The following is a 20,074-nucleotide window of genomic DNA, read 5'->3' as shown; positions in this document are numbered from 1 at the left end:
AGGTTACTCAATTAGACACTGTCTTTTTCAAGCGGTTGATTAATTTTTTATGGGCATAAATCATATGAACATCAATTACATGGTATTTAAATCACAGTTTGGCGCACTTCTAGTTGCGCACAATGGCGAAGGCATTTGTACCGTTCTATTAGCAGACGATGAGGCTGAGCTGCAAACGGAGTTGGCCAGAATTTGGCCCTCTGCCACGTTGAGTGAGGCAGTGGATGACGCCTTCAGACAGATTTTTCAACAGGTATTAGACCTTGTTAACATGCCTCAAACGGGCTGTGAGTTACCCTTAGCACTGAAAGGCACTGATTTTCAAAAACAAGTCTGGCAGGCGCTATTAGAAATCCCTGTAGAGACAACGATCAGTTATCGCGAACTTGCGCAAAAAATCGGCAAACCCAAAGCCATTCGTGCAGTCGCCAGCGCTTGCGCTGCTAATAAAATAGCGGTGTTAATTCCTTGCCATCGGGTGGTACGTAACGATGGCAGTTTATCGGGTTATCGTTGGGGGTTAGCGCGTAAGGCCGCACTACTTGCACATGAACAGTTTGCAAGTAGCAAAACTGATTCAGATTAACGACGGGCGAGGTATAGGCAAAATAGCCGATAAAACTATGTACGCCCAACCAGTATTTATTCTACACTGTGCGGCTTCGATTTAAGGGCTGTGACGGGTATAGCCCGCTAAGGAAATAAGTGGCATGGCGACTGAGCATCTCATCTATATTCACGGTTTCAACAGTTCTCCCTTATCGTTTAAAGCGCGCCAACTCAAAGCCCATGTGCACACCAATCAGCTCGACGTTACGGTACATTGCCCAGAGCTGAGTCACTGGCCAAAAACTGCGATGCAACAACTGATTGAGTTGATCGAATCCCTGTCAGGTGGAATCACCTTGGTGGGCAGTTCATTAGGTGGCTTTTACAGCACGGCATTGTTAGCACGATACCCTGAGTTGAAAGCGGTGCTCGTAAACCCAGCGGTTGCGCCCCATAAACTATTACCCGCATATTTGGGCGACAATGAGAACCTTTATAGCGGTGAACGTTACCAACTGACTTTGGAGCACATGCACCAGCTTGAGCAACTGCATCTTGCCAAACCGATCGGCTGCGAGCGGATGCTAGTACTGTTACAAACCGCTGATGAAACCTTGAACTATCTGGACGCTGTTGCTTACTACAATGGCGCTCAACTTGATATCAGCCTCGGTGGCAGTCACGGTTATGACCAATTTGAAACCAAGCTGGCACAACTCTTAGATTTTGCTGAGATTCCTTATCAGCAGCCTTTAACTTTATTACCTGCTTTTGTCCCCGCAGAACCATCAGGAACAGATCAATGAGCACCGACAATTACAATGCTCAGGCCATTGAGGTCTTAAGCGGCCTTGATCCGGTACGCAAACGTCCGGGCATGTACACCGACACCACTCGCCCGAACCACCTTGCCCAAGAAGTGATCGACAACAGTGTCGATGAAGCCTTAGCAGGTCATGCGCGCAATATTCTGGTGAACCTTTATAAAGATGGCTCACTGTCTGTCGAAGATGATGGCCGTGGTATGCCAACCGATATTCACCCAGAACATGGGGTGAGTGGGGTTGAGCTGATTTTGACCCGATTGCATGCGGGCGGTAAGTTCTCAAACGACAACTACCAGTTCTCAGGTGGCTTGCACGGGGTGGGGGTGTCGGTGGTGAATGCGCTGTCGACCCGTTTAGAAGTACAAATCAAACGTAATGGCGTGCTGTTACAAATGAACTTTGCCGATGGCTATAAAGCATCGGAGTTGGAGCAGATCGGCACCGTTGGCAAACGCAATACCGGCTCTAAAGTTCACTTTTGGCCTGATGCCCAGTATTTCGATACGGTCAAGTTTTCGGTTTCTAAGCTCAAACATATCTTGCGCGCCAAAGCGGTACTCTGCCCCGGTTTGCAAATCACCTTTACCGATGAAAATACTGGAGAAACCAGCAGTTGGCAGTATGAAGATGGTTTGTGTGACTATCTGAAACAAGCCTCTGTCGACTGGGAAACTCTGCCTTCAACCCCTTTTACGGGTAGTTTTAGCGCGCGTACTGAAGCGGCGGATTGGGCTCTGCACTGGTTGCCTGAAGGCGGTGAGCTGTTGGCCGAAAGTTACGTTAACTTAATTCCCACCGCACAAGGTGGTACCCACGTTAACGGTTTACGTACAGGCTTGTTAGAAGCGATTCGAGAGTTTTGTGAGTTCCGTAACCTACTGCCCAGAGGCGTTAAGCTGACCCCAGAAGACATTTGGGAACGTTGCAGCTACGTGCTCTCAGTCAAAATGCAAGACCCACAGTTTGCCGGACAAACCAAAGAGCGTTTGTCTTCACGACAAACCGCCAGCTTTGTATCAGGCGTGGTGAAAGACGCTTTCAGCTTGTGGTTGAATCAGCATACCGCCGAAGCGGAAAAGCTGGCCGAGTTGGCGATCAACTGCGCCCAAAAGCGTTTACGCGCCAGTAAAAAAGTCGCCCGTAAAAAGATCACCCAAGGCCCAGCGTTACCGGGCAAACTGGCCGACTGTTCAGGACAAGATATCAACCGCTCAGAACTGTTCTTAGTGGAAGGGGATTCAGCAGGTGGTTCGGCCAAGCAAGCCCGTGACCGTCAATTCCAAGCGATTTTGCCGCTACGGGGTAAAATTCTGAACACTTGGGAGGTCAGCTCAGATCAGATTCTCGCCTCTCAAGAGGTGCATGATATTGCGGTGGCCATCGGTATGGACCCTGCGTCAGATGACTTGAGCGGCCTGCGTTACGGTAAAATCTGTATTCTGGCCGATGCGGACTCTGACGGTTTGCACATTGCGACTTTGATCTGCGCGCTCTTTATTCGCCACTTTCCTGTTCTCGTCGACCGTGGCCACGTCTTTGTGGCGATGCCACCGCTCTACCGCATCGACATCGGTAAAGAGGTACATTACGCCCTAGATGATGATGAAAAGCAGGGGATCCTAGATCGACTCGAAGCGGAAAACAAAAAAGGCAAAGTGAACGTGCAGCGCTTTAAAGGCTTGGGGGAGATGAACCCGATGCAACTTCGGGAAACCACAATGGACCCCAACACCCGTCGATTAGTGCAACTCACCCGTGAAAGCCAAGATGGCACCATCGAAATGATGGACATGTTACTGGCCAAAAAACGAGCGGGTGACCGTAAAACTTGGTTGCAGCAATACGGTAATATGGCCGAGATTTAATCTCGGCTTTGGTCTGACCTCAACTGAAAAACGATTGATACTGTTTTGGCGTGAGCGCCAAACGTCTTTTGAAATTACGCTGCAAGTGGCTTTGGTCTGCAAAGCCCAACTCACTGGCAGTGGAGACAATGGAACAGCCGTTTTTCAGTAGCACCTTGGCTTTTTTGATACGCTCATCCAGCTGCAAGGCGTGGGGGGATAAGCCGTAAGCTTGTTTGAAACTCCGCAAAAAATGGTAGCGACTTAAACCCACTTCTTGAGCCAAATCGACCAGCGAATGATTGACCGCCAGCTCATCTAACAGCTTTTCTTTGGCCTTTTCTAAGATTGGAGCAGGGCTAGACACCGACTTCAAATTGGGCTGAAAGCAATGCTGCACAAACTCAATTAAATGCGACTCCGCTTGCAAGGCGTTAGGCTCAGTTTGTAGGGTATTAAACAGGTCTTTGAAGCGCTGAAAAGTTTCTACTGCGGTGGTGTGATGATGTAAAAACGGCTGATAGTCAAAATCATCACGACCCAACAGCTCTTGTTGTAGTGCACCAAACCAATGGCTATCCACAAACAGCATACGGTATGACCAATGTTGATTGTCGGGGTTGCAGGCGTGAATATCACCGGGGTTAATTGTCACTGTATGCCCCGTTTGTATGGCATAGTGCGCTTTACCATTTTGATAAATGGCACGGCCTTGTTCAATCACACCAAAAGAGAACTCATCATGGGAATGGGCATGGTAACAGGCCGCCGAGCCGACGGCCGTGCGCATCTCAACATAAGGTAAACTTGGGCAGCGCTCTAAATAGGTTGTTGAATCAGCTTTCATAGTTGCTCCCACCACATCAAACACACCGTACTGGCTAACAAGACGGCCATCAAACGATTAAACATCAACTGGCGTTTTGCCGTGGTTAAATATTGTCCCAATTGTTCACCCAATAACGCCCATAGGGATACCCCTACAAAACAACAGCACAACGACACCAAACAGAACAGCCACAGATAGACAGTGTCGGGCAGATCACTCACCACAAATAGACTCACACCAGATAAGGCCACTAACCAAGCTTTAGGGTTCAGTAGTTGCGCCAATGCACCGTCACGCAAAAAAGCAGGCTGATCAACCTCACCCTGAACAGATCGACTGGGTTTGGCCAAGGCAATTTTAAGCGCCATATAGAGTAAAAACAGGCCGCCCAGCATACTGAGCAACCCAGTCGCTTTCGGCAACCAATAACTGGTTTGTGTAAGGGCAATACCGGAGATCAGCACCACTACACTATAGGCCAAAGACGCGCCCAGCACATGAGGCAAGGTTCTGCGATAACCAAAACGTGCGCCCGAACTGGTGGCAATAATATTCACAGGTCCTGGGGATGCCGCTCCCACCAACGCAAAAATGATCATTGAAGCCAATACTGTCCACATTTCACACCCCAACAACTCAACTTGATGATTTCATCAGTAATCTAGTCGGAATGCAGGGACAGGTATTGAACAAAATTGCGCTTAAACTTTTAGAACCTGAATATCATGCTGCCATCTCTCCGATAGAAAATCGATAAAACGTCTTACCAAAGTTGTTTGATAGCTGCGAGATAAATACACCGCCCACAAGGTCGTGCTGGGTATGCGGTAATCCAGCAAAATGGGGGTGAGCTGCTGAAGTGCAATAAAAGGATTGGCTAAGTCACAGGGTAAACGCACAACACCTTTCCCTTTTATCGCGGCGTGAGCCAACAAAAGGGCATCATTGGCACACAAGTTACCTTTAACGGGTACAGTCATACTCTGGTTGTTGTGTATAAAGTGCCACTTGTTGACGTTTAAATGCACAAAGCAGTTATGTTGTTTGAGATCGTCAGGATGCGTAATGGCGGGCTGTCGTGTCAAATACTCTGGTGAAACACAGATCACCGAGTCAATGTCGATCAAACGTTTGGCAATCAGGCTATTGTCCGGTTGAGGGGTGAAGCGCAACGCGATATCCACTCGCTCATCAACCAACTGTGAAAAACGGTCAGACGCCAAAATATCTACGACAACATGGGGGTGTTGGTCGTTAAAAGCGGTCACTACATCAAGTAATCTTGTTTGCGCTAAGCCGATAGGGGCAGCCAATCGAATCGTGCCTGTCAATTGGTCAATTTGTTCAAGGGCTTTAAGCTCTAACTCTGTTGTTTGATAGAGAATTTGTTCACAACGCTGTAAAGCGGATTCTCCTGCTTGAGTCAAACTCACCCGTCTTGTGGTGCGGTGAATCAATCGCTGTTTCAACCAAGCTTCTAATTCTTGTACATGACGAGACACCTGTAATCGGCTGAGATTTAAATTGTCTGCCGCCTTGGTAAAACTGCAGGTATTGGCCACTTCAATAAAGCTGCGCATAGCTGTTAGCCGATCCATGATTCAACCCCTTATTAGTTCATTTCCCGAAACAATATTGCTTATTTTTGTCTATTTATCACCAATTATTAGACTACTAAACTGCACTTATTGTTAAAACACAGAGAACGGCGTTTAAAGCGTCAGTTGGAGAATACAGATGAAAGTCGCAATTTTAGGTGCAACAGGTTGGATTGGTAGCCACATTGTTAACGAGGCCAAAAGCCGTGGCCATGAAGTGATTGCCTTAGTGCGCGATCCAAGCAAACTGATGGATAGTCAAATTGAAACCCGTCAATTTGACCTGCTGAATACAAACGTTGATTTGGCCGCCGCTTTACAAGATGTTGAAGTGCTAATCTCTGCAATTGGCGGCCGAGCAGCAGGCAATCACGATTTAGTGGCCACAACTGCGGAACGCGTATTAACCGAGTTACCTGCAACCGCAGTACAACGTTTACTTTGGGTGGGTGGCGCAGGCTCATTAGAGGTCGCGCCAAATGTAGCTTTAGTCAACACCCCTGATTTCCCAGCTGAATACAAAGATGAAGCGCTAGCAATGGGAGAGGCTCTGGCGGTGTTTCGCAATAGCAAAAGCCCCTTGAATTGGACATTTGTCAGTCCAGCAGCGGTTATTTTTCCCGGCGAAAAACAAGGTCACTACCGTATCGGCGGTGATCAGTTATTGCAAGATGCTGAAGGCAATAGCCAAATCTCTGTCAGTGATTATGCCGTTGCGATGATTGATGAATTAGAACAAGCGCAATATCCACGTCAGCGTATTGGCGTGGCTTACTGAAACAGACTTATTAAGACTTGAAGCCTAATAGCGCTGCGGGTAATCACCACCCGCGGCCTTTAGCTCGCCCCCTTCAATGACGATAAACACAGCACCATCAACTGTGCATCATCACCATAAGCGGTGCAGACCGCTGTTTCAGCCAAGGCTTTAAAACCAAAACGCCGCCAAAAACCTTGTGCATTTTGCACGGCAGTGAGGCGTACCTCTTGATAACCTTGCGCGCAAGCTTGCTCGCAAAGCTGTTGCACCAACTGAGAGGCAACACCTGTGCTGCGGGCGCTAGGCGCAATGGCAAGATCATGCAGATAGAGATATTCACCTGTGATCTGCTCAGACTTTCGTTCAGGTAACCGTTCATTGAGTTTAGGTGTGTTGTCGCCCTGCCAAGGATGCGCCAGCAGATAGCCCTGTACCTGTTGCGATGCATCTTTCACCACAAAACAGCTGTCTGGCGAATACTGCCACTTACTTTGTAATACGCTTAAGTCTTCGGGCTCTAAATCTGGGTAGCAGGCCGCTTGTACCCGCATAATGGTGGGCCATACGCTGTCTGAAATGGGATGAAAGGTCATGAGGTCAGGTTCAATAAAATCAGGTAGCAGATTTACGGATCAATAAAAAACCCTGCATATCACTATGCAGGGTTTGGGTCTGTGCCATCAGGCACACTAACAGGCTTAGTTCACTTTTGGATCTAAAGCACCAGTCAGATAACGCTCGTACATCGCGTCCAGTGAAATCACATTGATTTTGCTGGCGTTGCCTGCAGTACCAAAGGCTTCGTAACGGTCGATACACAACTGAGTCATCGCTTTGACAGACTCGTTCAGGTATTTACGCGGGTCAAACTCAGATGGGTTTTGCGCCATAAAACGACGAATTGCACCCGTTGAGGCCAAACGCAGATCGGTGTCGATGTTCACTTTACGTACACCGTACTTGATGCCTTCCACGATCTCTTCTACAGGTACACCATAAGTTTCTGGAATTTCGCCACCAAACTCGTTGATGATCGCCAACCAGTCTTGAGGTACAGAAGAAGAGCCGTGCATCACTAAGTGAGTATCTGGAATACGGCTGTTGATCTCTTTGATACGATCAATACGCAGTACGTCACCCGTAGGTTTCTTAGTGAATTTGTACGCGCCATGAGAGGTGCCGATGGCGATAGCCAGTGCGTCAACGCCTGTCGCTTTTACAAACTGTGCCGCTTCTTCTGGATCAGTCAGCATCTGGTCATGATCTAACACGCCTTCAGCGCCTACGCCGTCTTCTTCACCCGCCATGCCCGTTTCTAATGAACCTAGGCAACCCAACTCACCTTCAACAGAAACACCACAAGCGTGTGCCATTTCTACAGTACGGCGAGTCACATCAACGTTGTACTCATAAGAGGCTGGTGTTTTACCATCGTCTTTTAAAGAGCCGTCCATCATCACTGAGCTAAAGCCCAGTTGGATAGAGCGTTGGCAAACTGCAGGGCTTGTGCCGTGATCTTGGTGCATACACACCGGAATATGAGGAAACTCTTCAATCGCAGCCAAAATCAGGTGACGCAGGAAAGGCGCGCCCGCATATTTACGTGCACCGGCAGAGGCTTGCACGATAACTGGAGAATCGGTTTTGTCTGCGGCGATCATAATCGCACGCATCTGCTCTAAGTTGTTGACGTTGAACGCAGGAACGCCGTAACCGAACTCTGCTGCGTGGTCTAACATCTGACGCATACTGATTAAAGCCATGCTCGATATCCTTGTATCAAAATAAGATCAATTCATTCAGGAAAACATTGACCAGAGGTTATACGTGAAAAGCGCAATCAAGGCCAATTTTGCCGCCTATTTTTGCCATTTTCTCGCTCACTCTGGTCAATTTTATATGAGGTTTTATTACTAGGTTTTATTGCTCAGCAATTAACCGCAGCAACCACTACCACAGCAAGTATCAACATTATCTACCATCAACTTCGCCGCTAACTCTAATGCTGCGACGGCTGGTAGTTTTTTACCTTCAACATACTCAAGGAAAGCACCGCCACCCGTTGAGATATAAGACACTTGCTGCTCAATACCATATTTATCAATGGCCGCCAAAGTATCGCCACCGCCTGCAATCGAGAAGCCTTCGCTTTCAGCAATCGCCAACGACAAGGTTTTAGTGCCTTCGCCAAACTGGTCGATTTCAAATACGCCTACTGGGCCATTCCACAAAATGGTTTTGGCGCTTTTCAGCTGTTCTGCCAGTTTTGCAGCGGTCACAGGGCCGATGTCTAAAATCATCTCATCGTCGGCCACTTCGTCGACATTTTTCACAACCGCTTCAGCATCTGCGCTGAACTCTTTAGCCACCACCACATCAACGGGCAGTGGAATACTGGTTTTAGCCATTAAGCTTTTTGCGATTGGGATCAGGTCTGCTTCGTACAGTGATTTACCAACGTTATAACCTGCGGCTGCAATAAAGGTGTTGGCGATGCCGCCACCCACAATCAGTTGATCACATTTTTCAGACAGGGCGTACAACACTTCCAGTTTAGTGGAAACCTTAGAGCCCCCCACAATTGCTGCCATTGGACTGGCTGGGTTAGCCAAGGCTTTTTCTAACGCCTCTAACTCAGCGGCCAACAACGGGCCTGCACAGGCCACAGGAGCAAAACGTGCCACACCATGAGTAGAGGCTTGTGCGCGGTGTGCAGTACCAAATGCGTCCATTACAAAAATGTCGCACAGCGCAGCATAAGCGCGTGACAGATCATCTTCGTCTTTCTTTTCGCCTTTGTTGAAACGCACGTTTTCTAGAATGACCAACTCACCTTCAGCCACTTCAACGCCGTTCAGGTAGTCTTTTTCTAAACGCACTTCACGGCCCAATAATTCACCGATATGTGCCGCTACAGGTGCCAGTGAGGCTTCTTCAGAATACTCACCTTCGGTTGGACGACCTAGGTGTGACATCACCAATACTTTTGCACCTGCTTTTAAAGCACGCTCAATAGTCGGTAGCGACGCACGGATACGCGCATCAGAAGTCACTTTGCCATCTTTAACTGGTACGTTTAGATCTTCACGGATCAATACACGTTTGCCAGTCAGTTTCAGATCAGTCATTTTTAATACGGTCATGATTTGTCCTACCGTTTTGAGTGGTTCAAAGTTTAAAGCTATATTAAAAGTCTACAATTCAGTGCTGTTTAGCAGCTCAGTGGGCTCTTGCGGGGTTTGGTTTAACCAGCATAGCGCCACATCTAACATTCTATTGGCAAAGCCCCATTCGTTATCAAACCAGCATAGTAACTTCACCATACGTTGGCCGGAAACTCGGGTTTGCGTACCATCGACAATGCCTGAGCGTGGATCATGGTTAAAGTCTACCGAGGCATGAGGCTCTTCGGTATAGCCCAATAGCCCAAATAATTCATTTTGTGCGGCATTGGCAAGAATGCCATTGATCTCTTCTGCGGTGGTATCTCGCTGTACGCATAAAGTAATATCCATCGCTGACACGTTCATGGTGGGCACCCGCAAGTGCAAACACTCAAACTTGCCAGACAAGTGCGGCAACAAGCGGTCGATCCCTTTAGCCAATCCCGTATCAACAGGCACAATCGAGGCGATGGCCGATCTAGTCAGACGCAAATCAGTTTGGTGGTAGGCATCAATCACAGGTTGATCATTCATCGCAGAGTGAATAGTGGTGGTCACACCATGCGCAATCCCCAAGTGTTCATCAATCAGTTTTAAAACAGGAATCACACAGTTGGTTGTGCAAGAGGCGCTAGAGACAATCTGATGTTCCGCTTTTAACTGATCATGATTTAAGCCGTACACAATGGTCGCATCAACGTCTGCTTCAGCAGGTTGTGAAAACAACAGCCGTTTAGCACCACTGACAAGATGTTGTTCAGCCGTTGCACGGTCTTTAAAAGAGCCTGTGCATTCAAATAGAAGATCCACCCCCAACTCGGCCCAAGGTAATAACTGAGGGTCAGGGTGGTTAAATACTTGAATACTGCGATTACCTACCAAAAGATGTTGTTCGGTGCGGCTGACAGGTAAAGGAAAACGTCCGTGGGTCGAGTCGTAACGGGTTAAATAAGTGATCGTCTCTAAATCAGACAGCTCATTTAACGCAACAACCTCTAAGTTTGCACAGTCAGAACGCTCAACCAAAGCCCGCAATACACACTGGCCGATTCGACCATAACCATTAATGGCTAACTTGAATTGAGTCACTGAACAAACCACTCCTTAGCCCGTTGGCTGAATAGCGTTTATACGCCCATAACAGTTGATAGGCGTAAAATGGTGCGCCATTTTCCCGTATCTTGGGAGATAGCGCAAACTTGTTCGGTAAGAGGATAAACAGATCAAAAAACAGCTAAAAAAAGAGGGCAAGCCTTTCAGCTAACCCTCTTTTTTCTGCATCAAAGCTTCTAACGATTAATCGTCCAGCTCTTCCAGCAGTTCGTCAACGGTGCCAACAATGTTGTCAACGGTGAAGCCAAACTCTTCAAACAGTTGCTCAGCAGGTGCTGATTCACCGAAAGTTTCCATACCGATGATCGCGCCTTCTAGGCCAACGTACTTGTACCAGAAGTCTTTATGAGACGCTTCAATCGCAACGCGAGTGATCACGTCAGCAGGCAGTACAGACTCACGGTAAGCCGCATCTTGTGCGTCAAAACGATCTGTCGAAGGCATAGAGACCACACGAATATTCTTGCCTTTTGCAGTCAGTTCTTCAGCGGCTTTCAGTGCCAGTGCCACTTCTGAACCTGTTGCAATCAGAATGGCATCCGCTGTGCCTTCACAGTCTTTCAGTACGTAGGCACCACGGGCGATATTCGCCAGTTGCTCATCGCTACGTGGCTGATGATCTAGGTTCTGACGTGACAAGATCAGTGCGGTAGGGCCGTTGTTGCGCTCTAACGCTGCTTTCCAAGATACGGCTGTTTCTACCGCATCACAAGGACGCCATACGCTCATGTTTGGCGTGCCACGCAAGCTTGGTACTTGCTCAACCGGCTGGTGGGTTGGGCCGTCTTCACCTAAACCGATAGAATCGTGGGTGAACACATAAATAGCACGTTGCTTCATCAACGCCGCCATACGGATAGCGTTGCGGGCGTATTCCATAAAGATCAGGAAGGTTGCACCGTAAGGCACAAAACCACCGTGCAGCGCCACACCATTCATGATAGCGGCCATACCGAACTCACGTACGCCGTAGTGCAGGTAGTTGCCTGACGCGTCTTCAGCGGTGATCGCTTTTGCGCCATTCCAGAACGTTAGGTTAGACGGCGCTAAGTCCGCAGAGCCACCTAGCAATTCTGGCAACTCAGGGCCAAAAGCGTTCAAGCTGTTTAAAGAGGCTTTACGTGTGGCAACGGTTTCGCCTTTCTCTTGGCAAGCTTTGATATAAGCATTTGATTTTTCAGCAAAGTCAGCAGGTAGCTCACCGCTCATGCGACGTGTGAACTCTGCAGCCAACTCTGGGTAAGCGGCTTGATAAGCGGCAAACTGTTCTGCCCAAGCTTGTTCTGCTGCTGCACCTTTCTCTTGTGCGTTCCAAGCAGATGCAATCTCAGCTGGAATTTCAAAAGGCGCATGTGGCCAGTTCAGGCGTTCGCGGGTCAGTGCGATCTCTGCATCACCCAGTGGTGCGCCGTGGCAATCTTCTTTGCCTTCTTTGTTAGGCGAGCCAAAACCGATGATGGTTTTGCAGATGATCAAAGAAGGTTTTGTAGATTCGGCTTTGGCAGCCTCTACAGCGGCTTTGATCTGCTCTGGGTTGTGGCCGTCTACTTTGATCACATGCCAGTTATAGGCTTCAAAACGCTGTGCTGTGTTGTCGGTGAACCAGCCTTCCACTTCGCCATCAATAGAGATGCCGTTGTCGTCGTAGAATGCGATCAGCTTGCCTAGACCCAGCGTACCCGCCAAAGAACACACCTCGTGAGAGATGCCTTCCATCATGCAGCCATCACCTAAGAAGGTGTAGGTGTAGTGATCAACAATCGCATGGCCATCACGGTTAAACTGAGCGGCTAATGCTTTTTCTGCGGTCGCCATACCAATCGCGTTAGCAATACCTTGGCCTAACGGGCCAGTGGTGGTTTCAACGCCCGGCGCGTAACCATATTCAGGGTGACCTGCGGTTTTAGCGTGTAGTTGACGGAAGCTTTTCAGATCATCAATCGACAGATCATAGCCGCTCAAGTGCAGCAATGAGTAAATCAGCATAGAGCCGTGGCCGTTTGACAGGACAAAACGGTCGCGGTTATACCAGTTCGGGTTCTGTGGGTTGTGCTTAAGGAAGTCGTTCCATAACACTTCAGCAATATCAGCCATACCCATTGGGGCGCCGGGGTGACCGGACTTGGCTTTTTGGACGGCGTCCATGCTCAAAGCACGGATGGCATTAGCTAAATCAGAACGGGAAGGCATGCTTACCTGACTCCTGGTCTGTGGCGACTCACAATAAGCCCCACGGAAATTAAGATGTGTTCATGATTCACTCAAAAATGGGCAAATCACCGTAAAATAGGCGCGTATTGTCGCTGATATGGCCGCAGGCTTCAAATTTAATCCTGACAAGCCTGTATATTTTTGGCAATGGTTATATCAAGGCTAGCCTTGGCTAGAAAACTCTCTCTGCTCTTAAGATTGCAACCTTCAGCCATTGCAGTGAAGAGGCATTTAAGTATCAGCAGATAACAGTTTTATTTCGGGTATATAAAACAACCCTGTTTCTACCTTGTTGTTTAGCGGCATACAGGGCTGCATCAGCAAGGCTCAGTAGTTGATCCGCAGAGTCAGCATATTGCCTTTCACACACACCAACACTACAGGTCACAGGTTGAGAGCCGTTTTTACTGTCGATAGTGACCGCTTGCTTAAAGCCTACACACAAACGTTCGGCAAAGGCTTTAGCAGACTCCTCGTTGTAATCCGGTAAAAGAATGCAGAACTCTTCCCCGCCGTATCTGGCAACAATGGCACCCTTCTCAGAGATTGATTTCAGATAATGACCGGTTTTGATGAGCACTTCATCTCCGATGGTATGGCCGTAGGTATCATTAACCTTTTTAAAATAATCCAGATCCAAAATAATCGCTGATAATTGGGCTGAATTTTTAGCGGCTTGTTCGAACAGCCTCTCGAAATGCTCTGTAAAATATCGGCGGTTATACAAGCCTGTCAGAGGATCTGTTGTTGCTTGCAATGTCAGCTTCTTATTGAGCGCCTCAACCTCTTCTGTTCTAAGTACGACTTCTCTTTTTAGATGATTCTGAGAAAGCCGTATAGCAACAAACAACAGCACTTCAACAAGAATAAAACCGAATGTAGCAATCTTAATATTGAGCCATGTATTTGACTCCAAGTTTCTTAACAGCTCATCTGCAGGATACCAAAGAAAGAGGCGTCCAACGGGCTTGGAATGGTCGTCACGCTGACCAATATAATCTCTGATACCAATATGAATCACTGCAAATGTGCCCGCTTCGGTCTTCACCAGCTGTGATCTGAGTTTCAAATCATTATTCGCACCAAAATCAATATTTGTGTTCAGTAGGTACTCCAATGAATCGCTTGACGTGGCCTCAACAAAACAATCACAAGCCGCCTTTAGCGCCTCCTCAGGCCTGCTCCACGTGGCCTGCTCAACTCTATTTTCCTTTAACAGAATCGCGATATTCGTTCCCAGCAAGTTACTGAGCAGCTGTATCGTGGCTTTATAAGATGTACCAGCTTCTAGTGCTCCAATCTGCTGCATGTTGGTGTCAAAAACAGGGACAACCCCTCTGAGTCCTGAATAGACACGACCTAACTCAAAGCCCGTTCTGGGGATACCATCTTCATTCACATCAACAATGATGTGTCTTAAGTCATCCATGTTATCCCCAAACTTACCTGCTTTATGTACTCTCAAAAAACTGGTTGAACCGGGGCCAATATGGAAGTGCAACTGACGGACATAATATTCTTGAGTCATCTTTTTCCAGCTAGGAGAAACGATGCCGTACAGCTCTTGTCGGAGCTGGTTCACATGATCCGAGTCATATGCTTTATTTTCTTCTTTTATGGCATATACCGCTTTGCTGAAAATGTCTCTTACGTCTGAGTTGTTCGCAACAAATGTTGCGAGTTGAGACATATTGCTGAGTGTCATTTTCTCAGCGATTTCAAAAGCCGAATGAAGCCTTTCACCCTCGGCTTGAAGTGCTTGTTGAAGATTCGTCCTATCCTGCCAATAGTTAACGCTAACAAAAATAACGTCCAGCATTAGTATGAATATTGAAACCAATAGGAATATGGCGTGCTTGCCAAGATACTTCATAGCAGGGATTACAGCCTGTGCAAATTATTAATAGCGGAGATTTAAACAGGAATGACGAAATAAAAAAATAGCGCAGAGGTCTTAGCTTAGCCGTATGACTTATGACACGACACAAAATGCTTGCGAGCCAATATTAGGGAAGCGACCTAAGGCAATGCGGTAGCGTTTACCTGAGCTATTACTGTATCTGAACAACCAGACACTGCAGACTCATCACATCGCTATCGGGAGCATTTTTTCAAATCCCATAAACAACAAAAGCCCACATTTCTGTGAGCTTTTGTTGATTTATTCATGGTACCAGTAGTCGGACTCGAACCGACACGCTTTAAGGGCAACGGATTTTGAATCCGTCGTGTCTACCAATTCCACCATACTGGCATACTGATTTTGCGTTAAGAATCAGTTGTATGGCGCGCATTATAAAAGATTCTAAGCTGCCGTCAATGACTTCGTTGCATCTTTCCGATAGTATTCTGCACTTCCTTTCCTTTATACGCACTTGACGCCTGATGTTACGTACTGACTTCTCTTTTGAATTACCTGATGACTTGATCGCTCGTTACCCTACCGCTGAACGTACCGCTAGTCGGTTACTCTGCGTTGAAGGTGTTTCCGGTCAACTTTCCCATCGCCATTTCTCTGATCTGCTGGCTTTAGTTGAGCCAGGGGATTTGATGGTGTTTAACGATACCCGTGTGATTCCTGCCCGTCTGTTTGGCAAGAAGGAATCGGGTGGTCAAATTGAGATTTTGATTGAGCGACTGCTTGATCATAATCAGGCGTTAGCCCATATCCGCTCCAGTCGCTCACCTAAAGCTGGCAGTAAGCTGATTTTAGAAAATGGCACTGAGCTGCTTGTATTGGGTCGGCAAGATGCGCTATTTGAATTGCAATTTCCTGAGTCAGGCTCTGTTTTAGAGTTGCTGGATCAGGTGGGGCATATGCCTTTGCCGCCTTATATTAGCCGTGAAGATGAGCTAAGTGATCGAGAGCGCTATCAAACCGTGTATGGCAAAAATGCCGGAGCAGTTGCCGCACCAACGGCAGGTTTGCACTTTGATGATGCGCTGTTGGCGGCATTAAAAGAGAAAGGCGTAGAGATGGCCTTTGTGACGCTGCATGTGGGCGCGGGCACTTTTCAGCCCGTTAAAGCCGAGAGTATTTTTGAGCACCATATGCACTCTGAAATGATTCAGGTCAGTGCCGAGGTGTGCGAGCAGGTGAAAGCCGCCAAAGCCCGTGGGAATCGTGTGATTGCGGTGGGTACAACCAGTGTACGCTGTTTAGAAACCGCAGCGCGCTCCGGCGAAATTACACCAATGGAAACGGATACCAATATTTTTATCTACCCGGGCTATCGCTTTAATGTGGTGGATGCGTTGGTGACGAATTTTCACCTGCCTGAATCAACCCTATTAATGTTGGTGTGTGCTTTAGGTGGTTATCGCAATTTAATGAATGCTTACGAGCACGCGGTGCAGTTGCAATACCGCTTTTTCAGCTATGGCGATGCGATGTTCATTACGAAAAATACCGCCCCTGATCTACCGCCAAGTGCGATGACTGAATAAGCCGCAACTTTGGCTAGAAACTGATTACTTTTTGGATTGTATTGTTATGTCTCGTGAATGTTTTATGCAGTTTGAGCTAAAAGCCACTGATGGTAAGGCGCGTCGTGGTGAGCTGAATTTTCCCCGTGGTAAGGTGCAAACCCCTGCGTTTATGCCTGTTGGTACTTACGGTACGGTAAAAGGTATGTTACCCCGTGACATTGAGGCCATTGGTGCTGAAATTATTTTGGGTAACACCTTTCACTTGATGCTGCGTCCGGGCACTGAGGTGATTAAGGCACATGGTGATCTACATGATTTTACGCAGTGGAAAGGCCCCATTCTGACCGATTCGGGTGGCTTCCAAGTATTCAGCTTGGGCGCGATGCGTAAAATCACTGAAAAAGGCGTTGAGTTTCGCTCTCCGGTAAACGGTGAAAAGGTCTTTATCGACCCTGAGCGCTCAATGCAGGTACAGCGTGACTTAGGCTCAGATGTGGTGATGATTTTTGACGAGTGCACCCCTTATCCTGCCAGTCATAAAGAAGCCAAAGACTCTATGGAGATGTCGCTACGTTGGGCAAAACGCTCAAAAGATGCGCATGGTGACAACCCTTCTGCTTTGTTTGGCATTATTCAAGGCGGCATGTATAAGGACTTGCGCGAAGTTTCCTTAAAAGGGCTGAGCGAGATCGGCTTTGATGGTTATGCCATTGGTGGCTTATCTGTGGGCGAGCCAAAAGAGGAGATGATCAAAGTTTTAGATTATCTACCAGCGATGATGCCTGCTGATCGTCCACGTTACTTGATGGGCGTAGGTAAGCCAGAAGATTTAGTTGAAGGCGTGCGTCGCGGTATTGATATGTTTGACTGCGTGATGCCAACCCGTAATGCCCGCAATGGTCACCTGTTTACCGCTGATGGCGTGGTAAAAATCCGTAATGCAATGCACCGTAATGACCCTCAATCATTAGAGGCAGAGTGTGATTGTTACACTTGCCAGAACTTCAGTCGCGGTTATTTACACCACTTAGACAAGTGCAAAGAGATGCTGGGGGCGATGCTGAATACGATTCATAACTTACGTTATTACCAGCGTCTAATGGCAGGTTTGCGCGATGCTATTGAACAAGGTAAATTGGACGACTTTGTTAGTGACTTCTACGCCCGCCGTGGTCTTGAAGTGCCTGAATTAGCTGAACAAATTGATTGATTAATTTTAGCGATTACCAATGAACAAGCCTTTATTTTGGCAGTCTGAGTAGATCCAGAGTTTATTGATCATTTACGGCGAGTATTCGACGTTTAAGCCTTGTAAATCATAAGGTTTGGCCGCATCTAACCAAAAGCCCTATAGGTTTAGCTTTGGGGAAGTGTGTGCAGTGGCTTCAGCGTTTGGCTCACCGTAACGTTTAAAACACAATAAATGCAGTACCATTAAATTTTTAGAGGACTCTTTGATGAGCTTTTTTATCTCTCCTGCTTTTGCTGAAGGCGGCGCTGCCGCTGCGGGTCAACCTGGTGCAATGAGCCAGATTTTCCTGCTGGTTGGTTTTGTTGTGATTTTCTACTTCATGTTGTGGCGTCCGCAAAGCAAGCGTGCCAAAGAGCACCGTGAGCTGATTGCAGGCATTAGCAAAGGTGATGAGGTGGTAATCGGTGGCGGCCTAGTAGGTCGTATCACTAAAGTATCTGAAGAGTTCTTAGTGATTGAAATCGCTGAAGGCACTGAAGTTAACGTGCAAAAAGCGGCGGTAGTCGCAGTGCTGCCAAAAGGCACCATCAAGTCTATCTAAGTGCTTAGAAACCCTGCCGGCAAATGCCGGCAGGGTTTTTTTCGAGCGGGTGTTTTAAGGAACGTAACGGCTCATGATCAATAAATATCCTCTCTGGAAATATCTTCTGATTCTTACGGTACTGGCTTTTGGCGTGATTTACGCGATGCCAAACTTGTACCCAGATGATCCGGCTGTACAGCTCACCAGTCAGCGTAGTTCTGTACAGGTTGGTGAAGCTGAATTCTCAAAAGTGGCCAAGGCATTAGATGCCGCAGGCATTGAACACTTTGGAGAAGAGATTACAAGCAACACTGCGGTAATTCGCTTTCGCAGTGATGAAGATCAGCTGAAAGCAAAAACGATTATCCAAGAAACCTTGGGTGAAAATTATGTTGTCGCCCTAAACTTGGCACCTACAACGCCACAGTGGCTGGTTGATTTAGGCGCTGGGCCGATGAAACTGGGCTTAGATCTTCGTGGCGGTGTTCACTTCTTAATGGAAGTGGATATGAAAGCTGCGATCTCTCAACGTAATGAAGTCTATGCCAGCGAAATCAAAACTTTGCTACGCACCGAGCGTATTCGCTATCGTCGCCTCACAACTAAAGATGGCAGCATCAGTATCCGCTTTAATGATGCAGAGCTACGTGACCAAGCCAAACCATTGTTACGCAAAGAGTTTGCTGATTTTATGCAAACAGAGCGCGACAATGCTGAAGGCTTTTTCTTAGAGCTGGCCTTGTCAGAAACAGCTGTACGTAACATTGAAGACTATGCGGTAAAGCAGAACCTAACCACGTTACGCAACCGTGTAAACGAGTTGGGTGTGTCTGAACCATTGGTTCAGCGCCAAGGCCGCAATCGCATCGTAATTGAACTACCCGGTGTACAAGATACTGCGGCAGCTAAGCGTGTTCTGGGTGCAACGGCTAACTTAGAATTCCGCCTTGAAGCTAGCTCTGACACTAATACGTTAGATAGCGAAGAGCATGTTTTCCGTAACAATCCTGATCGCACAGCGGTACTAGAAAAAGACATTATTATCACAGGTAACAGTGTTTCTAATGCACTATCTGCCTTTGATGAGAATGGTCAACCGCAGGTGAATATTGATCTGGACACCCAAGGTGGCAAGCTTATTAACCGTGCAACCCGTAACAATATCCGTCGTCGTATGGCGGTGCTGTTTGTGGAGCACAAGATGAAAACCCGCATTGTTGAGGTCGCTGGTGAGAAAGTTGAACAGCGCACGCCTTATGTGGAAAAACACATCATCTCATTGGCGACCATTCAAAGTGCCTTGGGCAACAGCTTCCGTATCACAGGCTTAGACAGCCCTGCGGAATCCTCTGAGTTGGCGCTGTTGCTACGTGCAGGTTCTTTAGCAGCACCGATCTACTTTGTAGAAGAGCGCACCATCGGCCCAAGCTTGGGTAAAGAGAATATTGAGCTCGGTATCACCTCTGTCCAAATTGGTATGGCGTTGGTTGTTGTCTTTATGTTGGTGTATTACCGCATGTTTGGCCTATTTGCCAACCTAGCATTGACCGCCAACTTAGTCTTACTGGCCGCATTGATGTCGATGATGTCCGCCACGCTGACCTTACCGGGGATTGCAGGTATCGTATTGACCTTAGGTATGGCGGTAGATGCCAACGTATTGATTTTCTCGCGCATCAAAGAGGAAATACAAAACGGTATGTCGCCTCCAATGGCGATTCACTCTGGTTTTGAACGTGCCTTTATCACCATTTTTGACGCCAACTTAACCACGTTATTAGTGGCGGTGATTTTATTTGCAGTGGGTACGGGGCCGGTTAAAGGTTTCGCAGTGACACTGTCATTGGGGATCTTAACCTCAATGTTTACCGCGATTATGGTCACTCGTGCGTTAGTGAATATCGCTTATGGCGGTCGTCAGTTAAAGAAACTGTCGATCTGATCAACACTCTGTTTACGGCGGGCGTTTTGCCCG

Annotated in this window: 17 protein-coding genes and 1 tRNA gene; 8 read left to right on the top strand and 10 right to left on the bottom strand. The window is 47.5% G+C overall.

The window, feature by feature from the left end; genetic code table 11:
• Positions 1 to 64: 64 nt before the first annotated feature.
• The 3 genes from B5D26_RS03200 to parE all read left to right on the top strand — a co-directional run bounded on the left by B5D26_RS03200 (position 65) and on the right by parE (position 3,241).
• Complete coding sequence (locus B5D26_RS03200) at positions 65 to 586, top strand: methylated-DNA--[protein]-cysteine S-methyltransferase (RefSeq protein WP_159445574.1); 522 nt, start codon at positions 65 to 67, stop codon at positions 584 to 586.
• Positions 587 to 710: 124 nt separating this feature from the next.
• Positions 711 to 1,355, top strand: coding sequence for a YqiA/YcfP family alpha/beta fold hydrolase (locus B5D26_RS03195; RefSeq protein WP_078744248.1), 645 nt, complete (start codon positions 711 to 713; stop codon positions 1,353 to 1,355).
• Positions 1,352 to 3,241 carry a DNA topoisomerase IV subunit B gene (gene parE / locus B5D26_RS03190; protein WP_078744247.1) on the top strand — a complete coding sequence of 630 codons (1,890 nt, stop codon included), beginning with the start codon at positions 1,352 to 1,354 and terminating at the stop codon, positions 3,239 to 3,241. The genes B5D26_RS03195 and parE overlap by 4 nt, the downstream gene beginning before the upstream one ends.
• Positions 3,242 to 3,260: 19 nt before the next feature.
• Here parE and B5D26_RS03185 read toward each other — a convergent pair whose 3' ends face one another.
• The 3 genes from B5D26_RS03185 to B5D26_RS03175 all read right to left on the bottom strand — a co-directional run bounded on the left by B5D26_RS03185 (position 3,261) and on the right by B5D26_RS03175 (position 5,647).
• Positions 3,261 to 4,067 carry a helix-turn-helix transcriptional regulator gene (locus B5D26_RS03185; protein WP_078744246.1) on the bottom strand — a complete coding sequence of 269 codons (807 nt, stop codon included), beginning with the start codon at positions 4,065 to 4,067 and terminating at the stop codon, positions 3,261 to 3,263.
• A complete protein-coding gene (locus B5D26_RS03180; RefSeq protein ID WP_078744245.1) occupies positions 4,064 to 4,669 on the bottom strand; it encodes a LysE family translocator in 606 nt (201 codons plus the stop codon). The genes B5D26_RS03185 and B5D26_RS03180 overlap by 4 nt, the downstream gene beginning before the upstream one ends.
• Positions 4,670 to 4,750: 81 nt before the next feature.
• Entirely contained in the window at positions 4,751 to 5,647 is an 897-nt protein-coding gene (locus tag B5D26_RS03175; RefSeq protein ID WP_078744244.1) for a LysR family transcriptional regulator, read from the bottom strand.
• Positions 5,648 to 5,786: 139 nt separating this feature from the next.
• On the opposite strand from B5D26_RS03175, the gene B5D26_RS03170 reads away from it, so the two are divergent.
• Positions 5,787 to 6,425 carry an NAD(P)-dependent oxidoreductase gene (locus B5D26_RS03170; RefSeq protein WP_078744243.1) on the top strand — a complete coding sequence of 213 codons (639 nt, stop codon included), beginning with the start codon at positions 5,787 to 5,789 and terminating at the stop codon, positions 6,423 to 6,425.
• Positions 6,426 to 6,484: 59 nt separating this feature from the next.
• Here B5D26_RS03170 and B5D26_RS03165 read toward each other — a convergent pair whose 3' ends face one another.
• The 7 genes from B5D26_RS03165 to B5D26_RS03135 form a co-directional block, all read right to left on the bottom strand.
• Entirely contained in the window at positions 6,485 to 7,000 is a 516-nt protein-coding gene (locus B5D26_RS03165) for a GNAT family N-acetyltransferase (protein WP_078744242.1), read from the bottom strand.
• 105 nt (positions 7,001 to 7,105) lie between these two features.
• Positions 7,106 to 8,170: a class II fructose-bisphosphate aldolase gene (fba, locus tag B5D26_RS03160; RefSeq protein WP_078744241.1), complete on the bottom strand. Its 1,065-nt coding sequence runs from the start codon at positions 8,168 to 8,170 to the stop codon at positions 7,106 to 7,108.
• Positions 8,171 to 8,341: 171 nt separating this feature from the next.
• Positions 8,342 to 9,550 (bottom strand): phosphoglycerate kinase, encoded by a 1,209-nt coding sequence (locus tag B5D26_RS03155; RefSeq protein ID WP_078744240.1) that lies wholly within the window; start codon positions 9,548 to 9,550, stop codon positions 8,342 to 8,344.
• Between the two features lie 51 nt (positions 9,551 to 9,601).
• Positions 9,602 to 10,660 (bottom strand): type I glyceraldehyde-3-phosphate dehydrogenase, encoded by a 1,059-nt coding sequence (locus B5D26_RS03150; RefSeq protein ID WP_139776592.1) that lies wholly within the window; start codon positions 10,658 to 10,660, stop codon positions 9,602 to 9,604.
• A 207-nt stretch (positions 10,661 to 10,867) separates the two neighbouring features.
• Positions 10,868 to 12,874: a transketolase gene (tkt, locus tag B5D26_RS03145; protein ID WP_078744238.1), complete on the bottom strand. Its 2,007-nt coding sequence runs from the start codon at positions 12,872 to 12,874 to the stop codon at positions 10,868 to 10,870.
• Between the two features lie 259 nt (positions 12,875 to 13,133).
• Positions 13,134 to 14,768, bottom strand: coding sequence for a sensor domain-containing diguanylate cyclase (locus B5D26_RS03140; RefSeq protein ID WP_078744237.1), 1,635 nt, complete (start codon positions 14,766 to 14,768; stop codon positions 13,134 to 13,136).
• A 295-nt stretch (positions 14,769 to 15,063) separates the two neighbouring features.
• A tRNA-Leu gene (locus B5D26_RS03135) sits at positions 15,064 to 15,149 on the bottom strand.
• Between the two features lie 131 nt (positions 15,150 to 15,280).
• Between B5D26_RS03135 and queA the strand changes: the two genes are divergently transcribed.
• From queA to secD, 4 genes are all read left to right on the top strand, one after another.
• Positions 15,281 to 16,342 (top strand): tRNA preQ1(34) S-adenosylmethionine ribosyltransferase-isomerase QueA, encoded by a 1,062-nt coding sequence (gene queA, locus B5D26_RS03130; RefSeq protein ID WP_078744236.1) that lies wholly within the window; start codon positions 15,281 to 15,283, stop codon positions 16,340 to 16,342.
• Between the two features lie 64 nt (positions 16,343 to 16,406).
• Positions 16,407 to 17,534, top strand: a complete 1,128-nt coding sequence (gene tgt, locus B5D26_RS03125) for a tRNA guanosine(34) transglycosylase Tgt (protein ID WP_428838708.1) — start codon at positions 16,407 to 16,409, stop codon at positions 17,532 to 17,534.
• 244 nt (positions 17,535 to 17,778) lie between these two features.
• Positions 17,779 to 18,117 carry a preprotein translocase subunit YajC gene (gene yajC / locus B5D26_RS03120; protein WP_078744234.1) on the top strand — a complete coding sequence of 113 codons (339 nt, stop codon included), beginning with the start codon at positions 17,779 to 17,781 and terminating at the stop codon, positions 18,115 to 18,117.
• A 73-nt stretch (positions 18,118 to 18,190) separates the two neighbouring features.
• Complete coding sequence (gene secD / locus B5D26_RS03115; RefSeq protein WP_078744233.1) at positions 18,191 to 20,041, top strand: protein translocase subunit SecD; 1,851 nt, start codon at positions 18,191 to 18,193, stop codon at positions 20,039 to 20,041.
• The last annotated feature ends 33 nt before the right edge of the window (positions 20,042 to 20,074 follow it).

Source organism: Oceanospirillum multiglobuliferum (assembly GCF_900167095.1).
Lineage (GTDB): Bacteria > Pseudomonadota > Gammaproteobacteria > Pseudomonadales > Halomonadaceae > Oceanospirillum > Oceanospirillum multiglobuliferum.
The sequence above is the reverse complement of the archived record's forward strand: the minus strand, read 5'-3'. Positions and strand labels throughout refer to the sequence as shown.

Bases quoted from the DNA above. Each gene is read 5' to 3' on its own strand.
- B5D26_RS03200 (WP_159445574.1), top strand. From the start codon at position 65: ATGAACATCAATTACATGGTATTTAAATCACAGTTTGGCGCACTTCTA.
- B5D26_RS03195 (WP_078744248.1), top strand. From the start codon at position 711: ATGGCGACTGAGCATCTCATCTATATTCACGGTTTCAACAGTTCTCCC.
- parE (WP_078744247.1), top strand. From the start codon at position 1,352: ATGAGCACCGACAATTACAATGCTCAGGCCATTGAGGTCTTAAGCGGC.
- B5D26_RS03185 (WP_078744246.1), bottom strand. From the start codon at position 4,067: ATGAAAGCTGATTCAACAACCTATTTAGAGCGCTGCCCAAGTTTACCT.
- B5D26_RS03180 (WP_078744245.1), bottom strand. From the start codon at position 4,669: ATGTGGACAGTATTGGCTTCAATGATCATTTTTGCGTTGGTGGGAGCG.
- B5D26_RS03175 (WP_078744244.1), bottom strand. From the start codon at position 5,647: ATGGATCGGCTAACAGCTATGCGCAGCTTTATTGAAGTGGCCAATACC.
- B5D26_RS03170 (WP_078744243.1), top strand. From the start codon at position 5,787: ATGAAAGTCGCAATTTTAGGTGCAACAGGTTGGATTGGTAGCCACATT.
- B5D26_RS03165 (WP_078744242.1), bottom strand. From the start codon at position 7,000: ATGACCTTTCATCCCATTTCAGACAGCGTATGGCCCACCATTATGCGG.
- fba (WP_078744241.1), bottom strand. From the start codon at position 8,170: ATGGCTTTAATCAGTATGCGTCAGATGTTAGACCACGCAGCAGAGTTC.
- B5D26_RS03155 (WP_078744240.1), bottom strand. From the start codon at position 9,550: ATGACCGTATTAAAAATGACTGATCTGAAACTGACTGGCAAACGTGTA.
- tkt (WP_078744238.1), bottom strand. From the start codon at position 12,874: ATGCCTTCCCGTTCTGATTTAGCTAATGCCATCCGTGCTTTGAGCATG.
- B5D26_RS03140 (WP_078744237.1), bottom strand. From the start codon at position 14,768: ATGAAGTATCTTGGCAAGCACGCCATATTCCTATTGGTTTCAATATTC.
- queA (WP_078744236.1), top strand. From the start codon at position 15,281: ATGTTACGTACTGACTTCTCTTTTGAATTACCTGATGACTTGATCGCT.
- tgt (WP_428838708.1), top strand. From the start codon at position 16,407: ATGCAGTTTGAGCTAAAAGCCACTGATGGTAAGGCGCGTCGTGGTGAG.
- secD (WP_078744233.1), top strand. From the start codon at position 18,191: ATGATCAATAAATATCCTCTCTGGAAATATCTTCTGATTCTTACGGTA.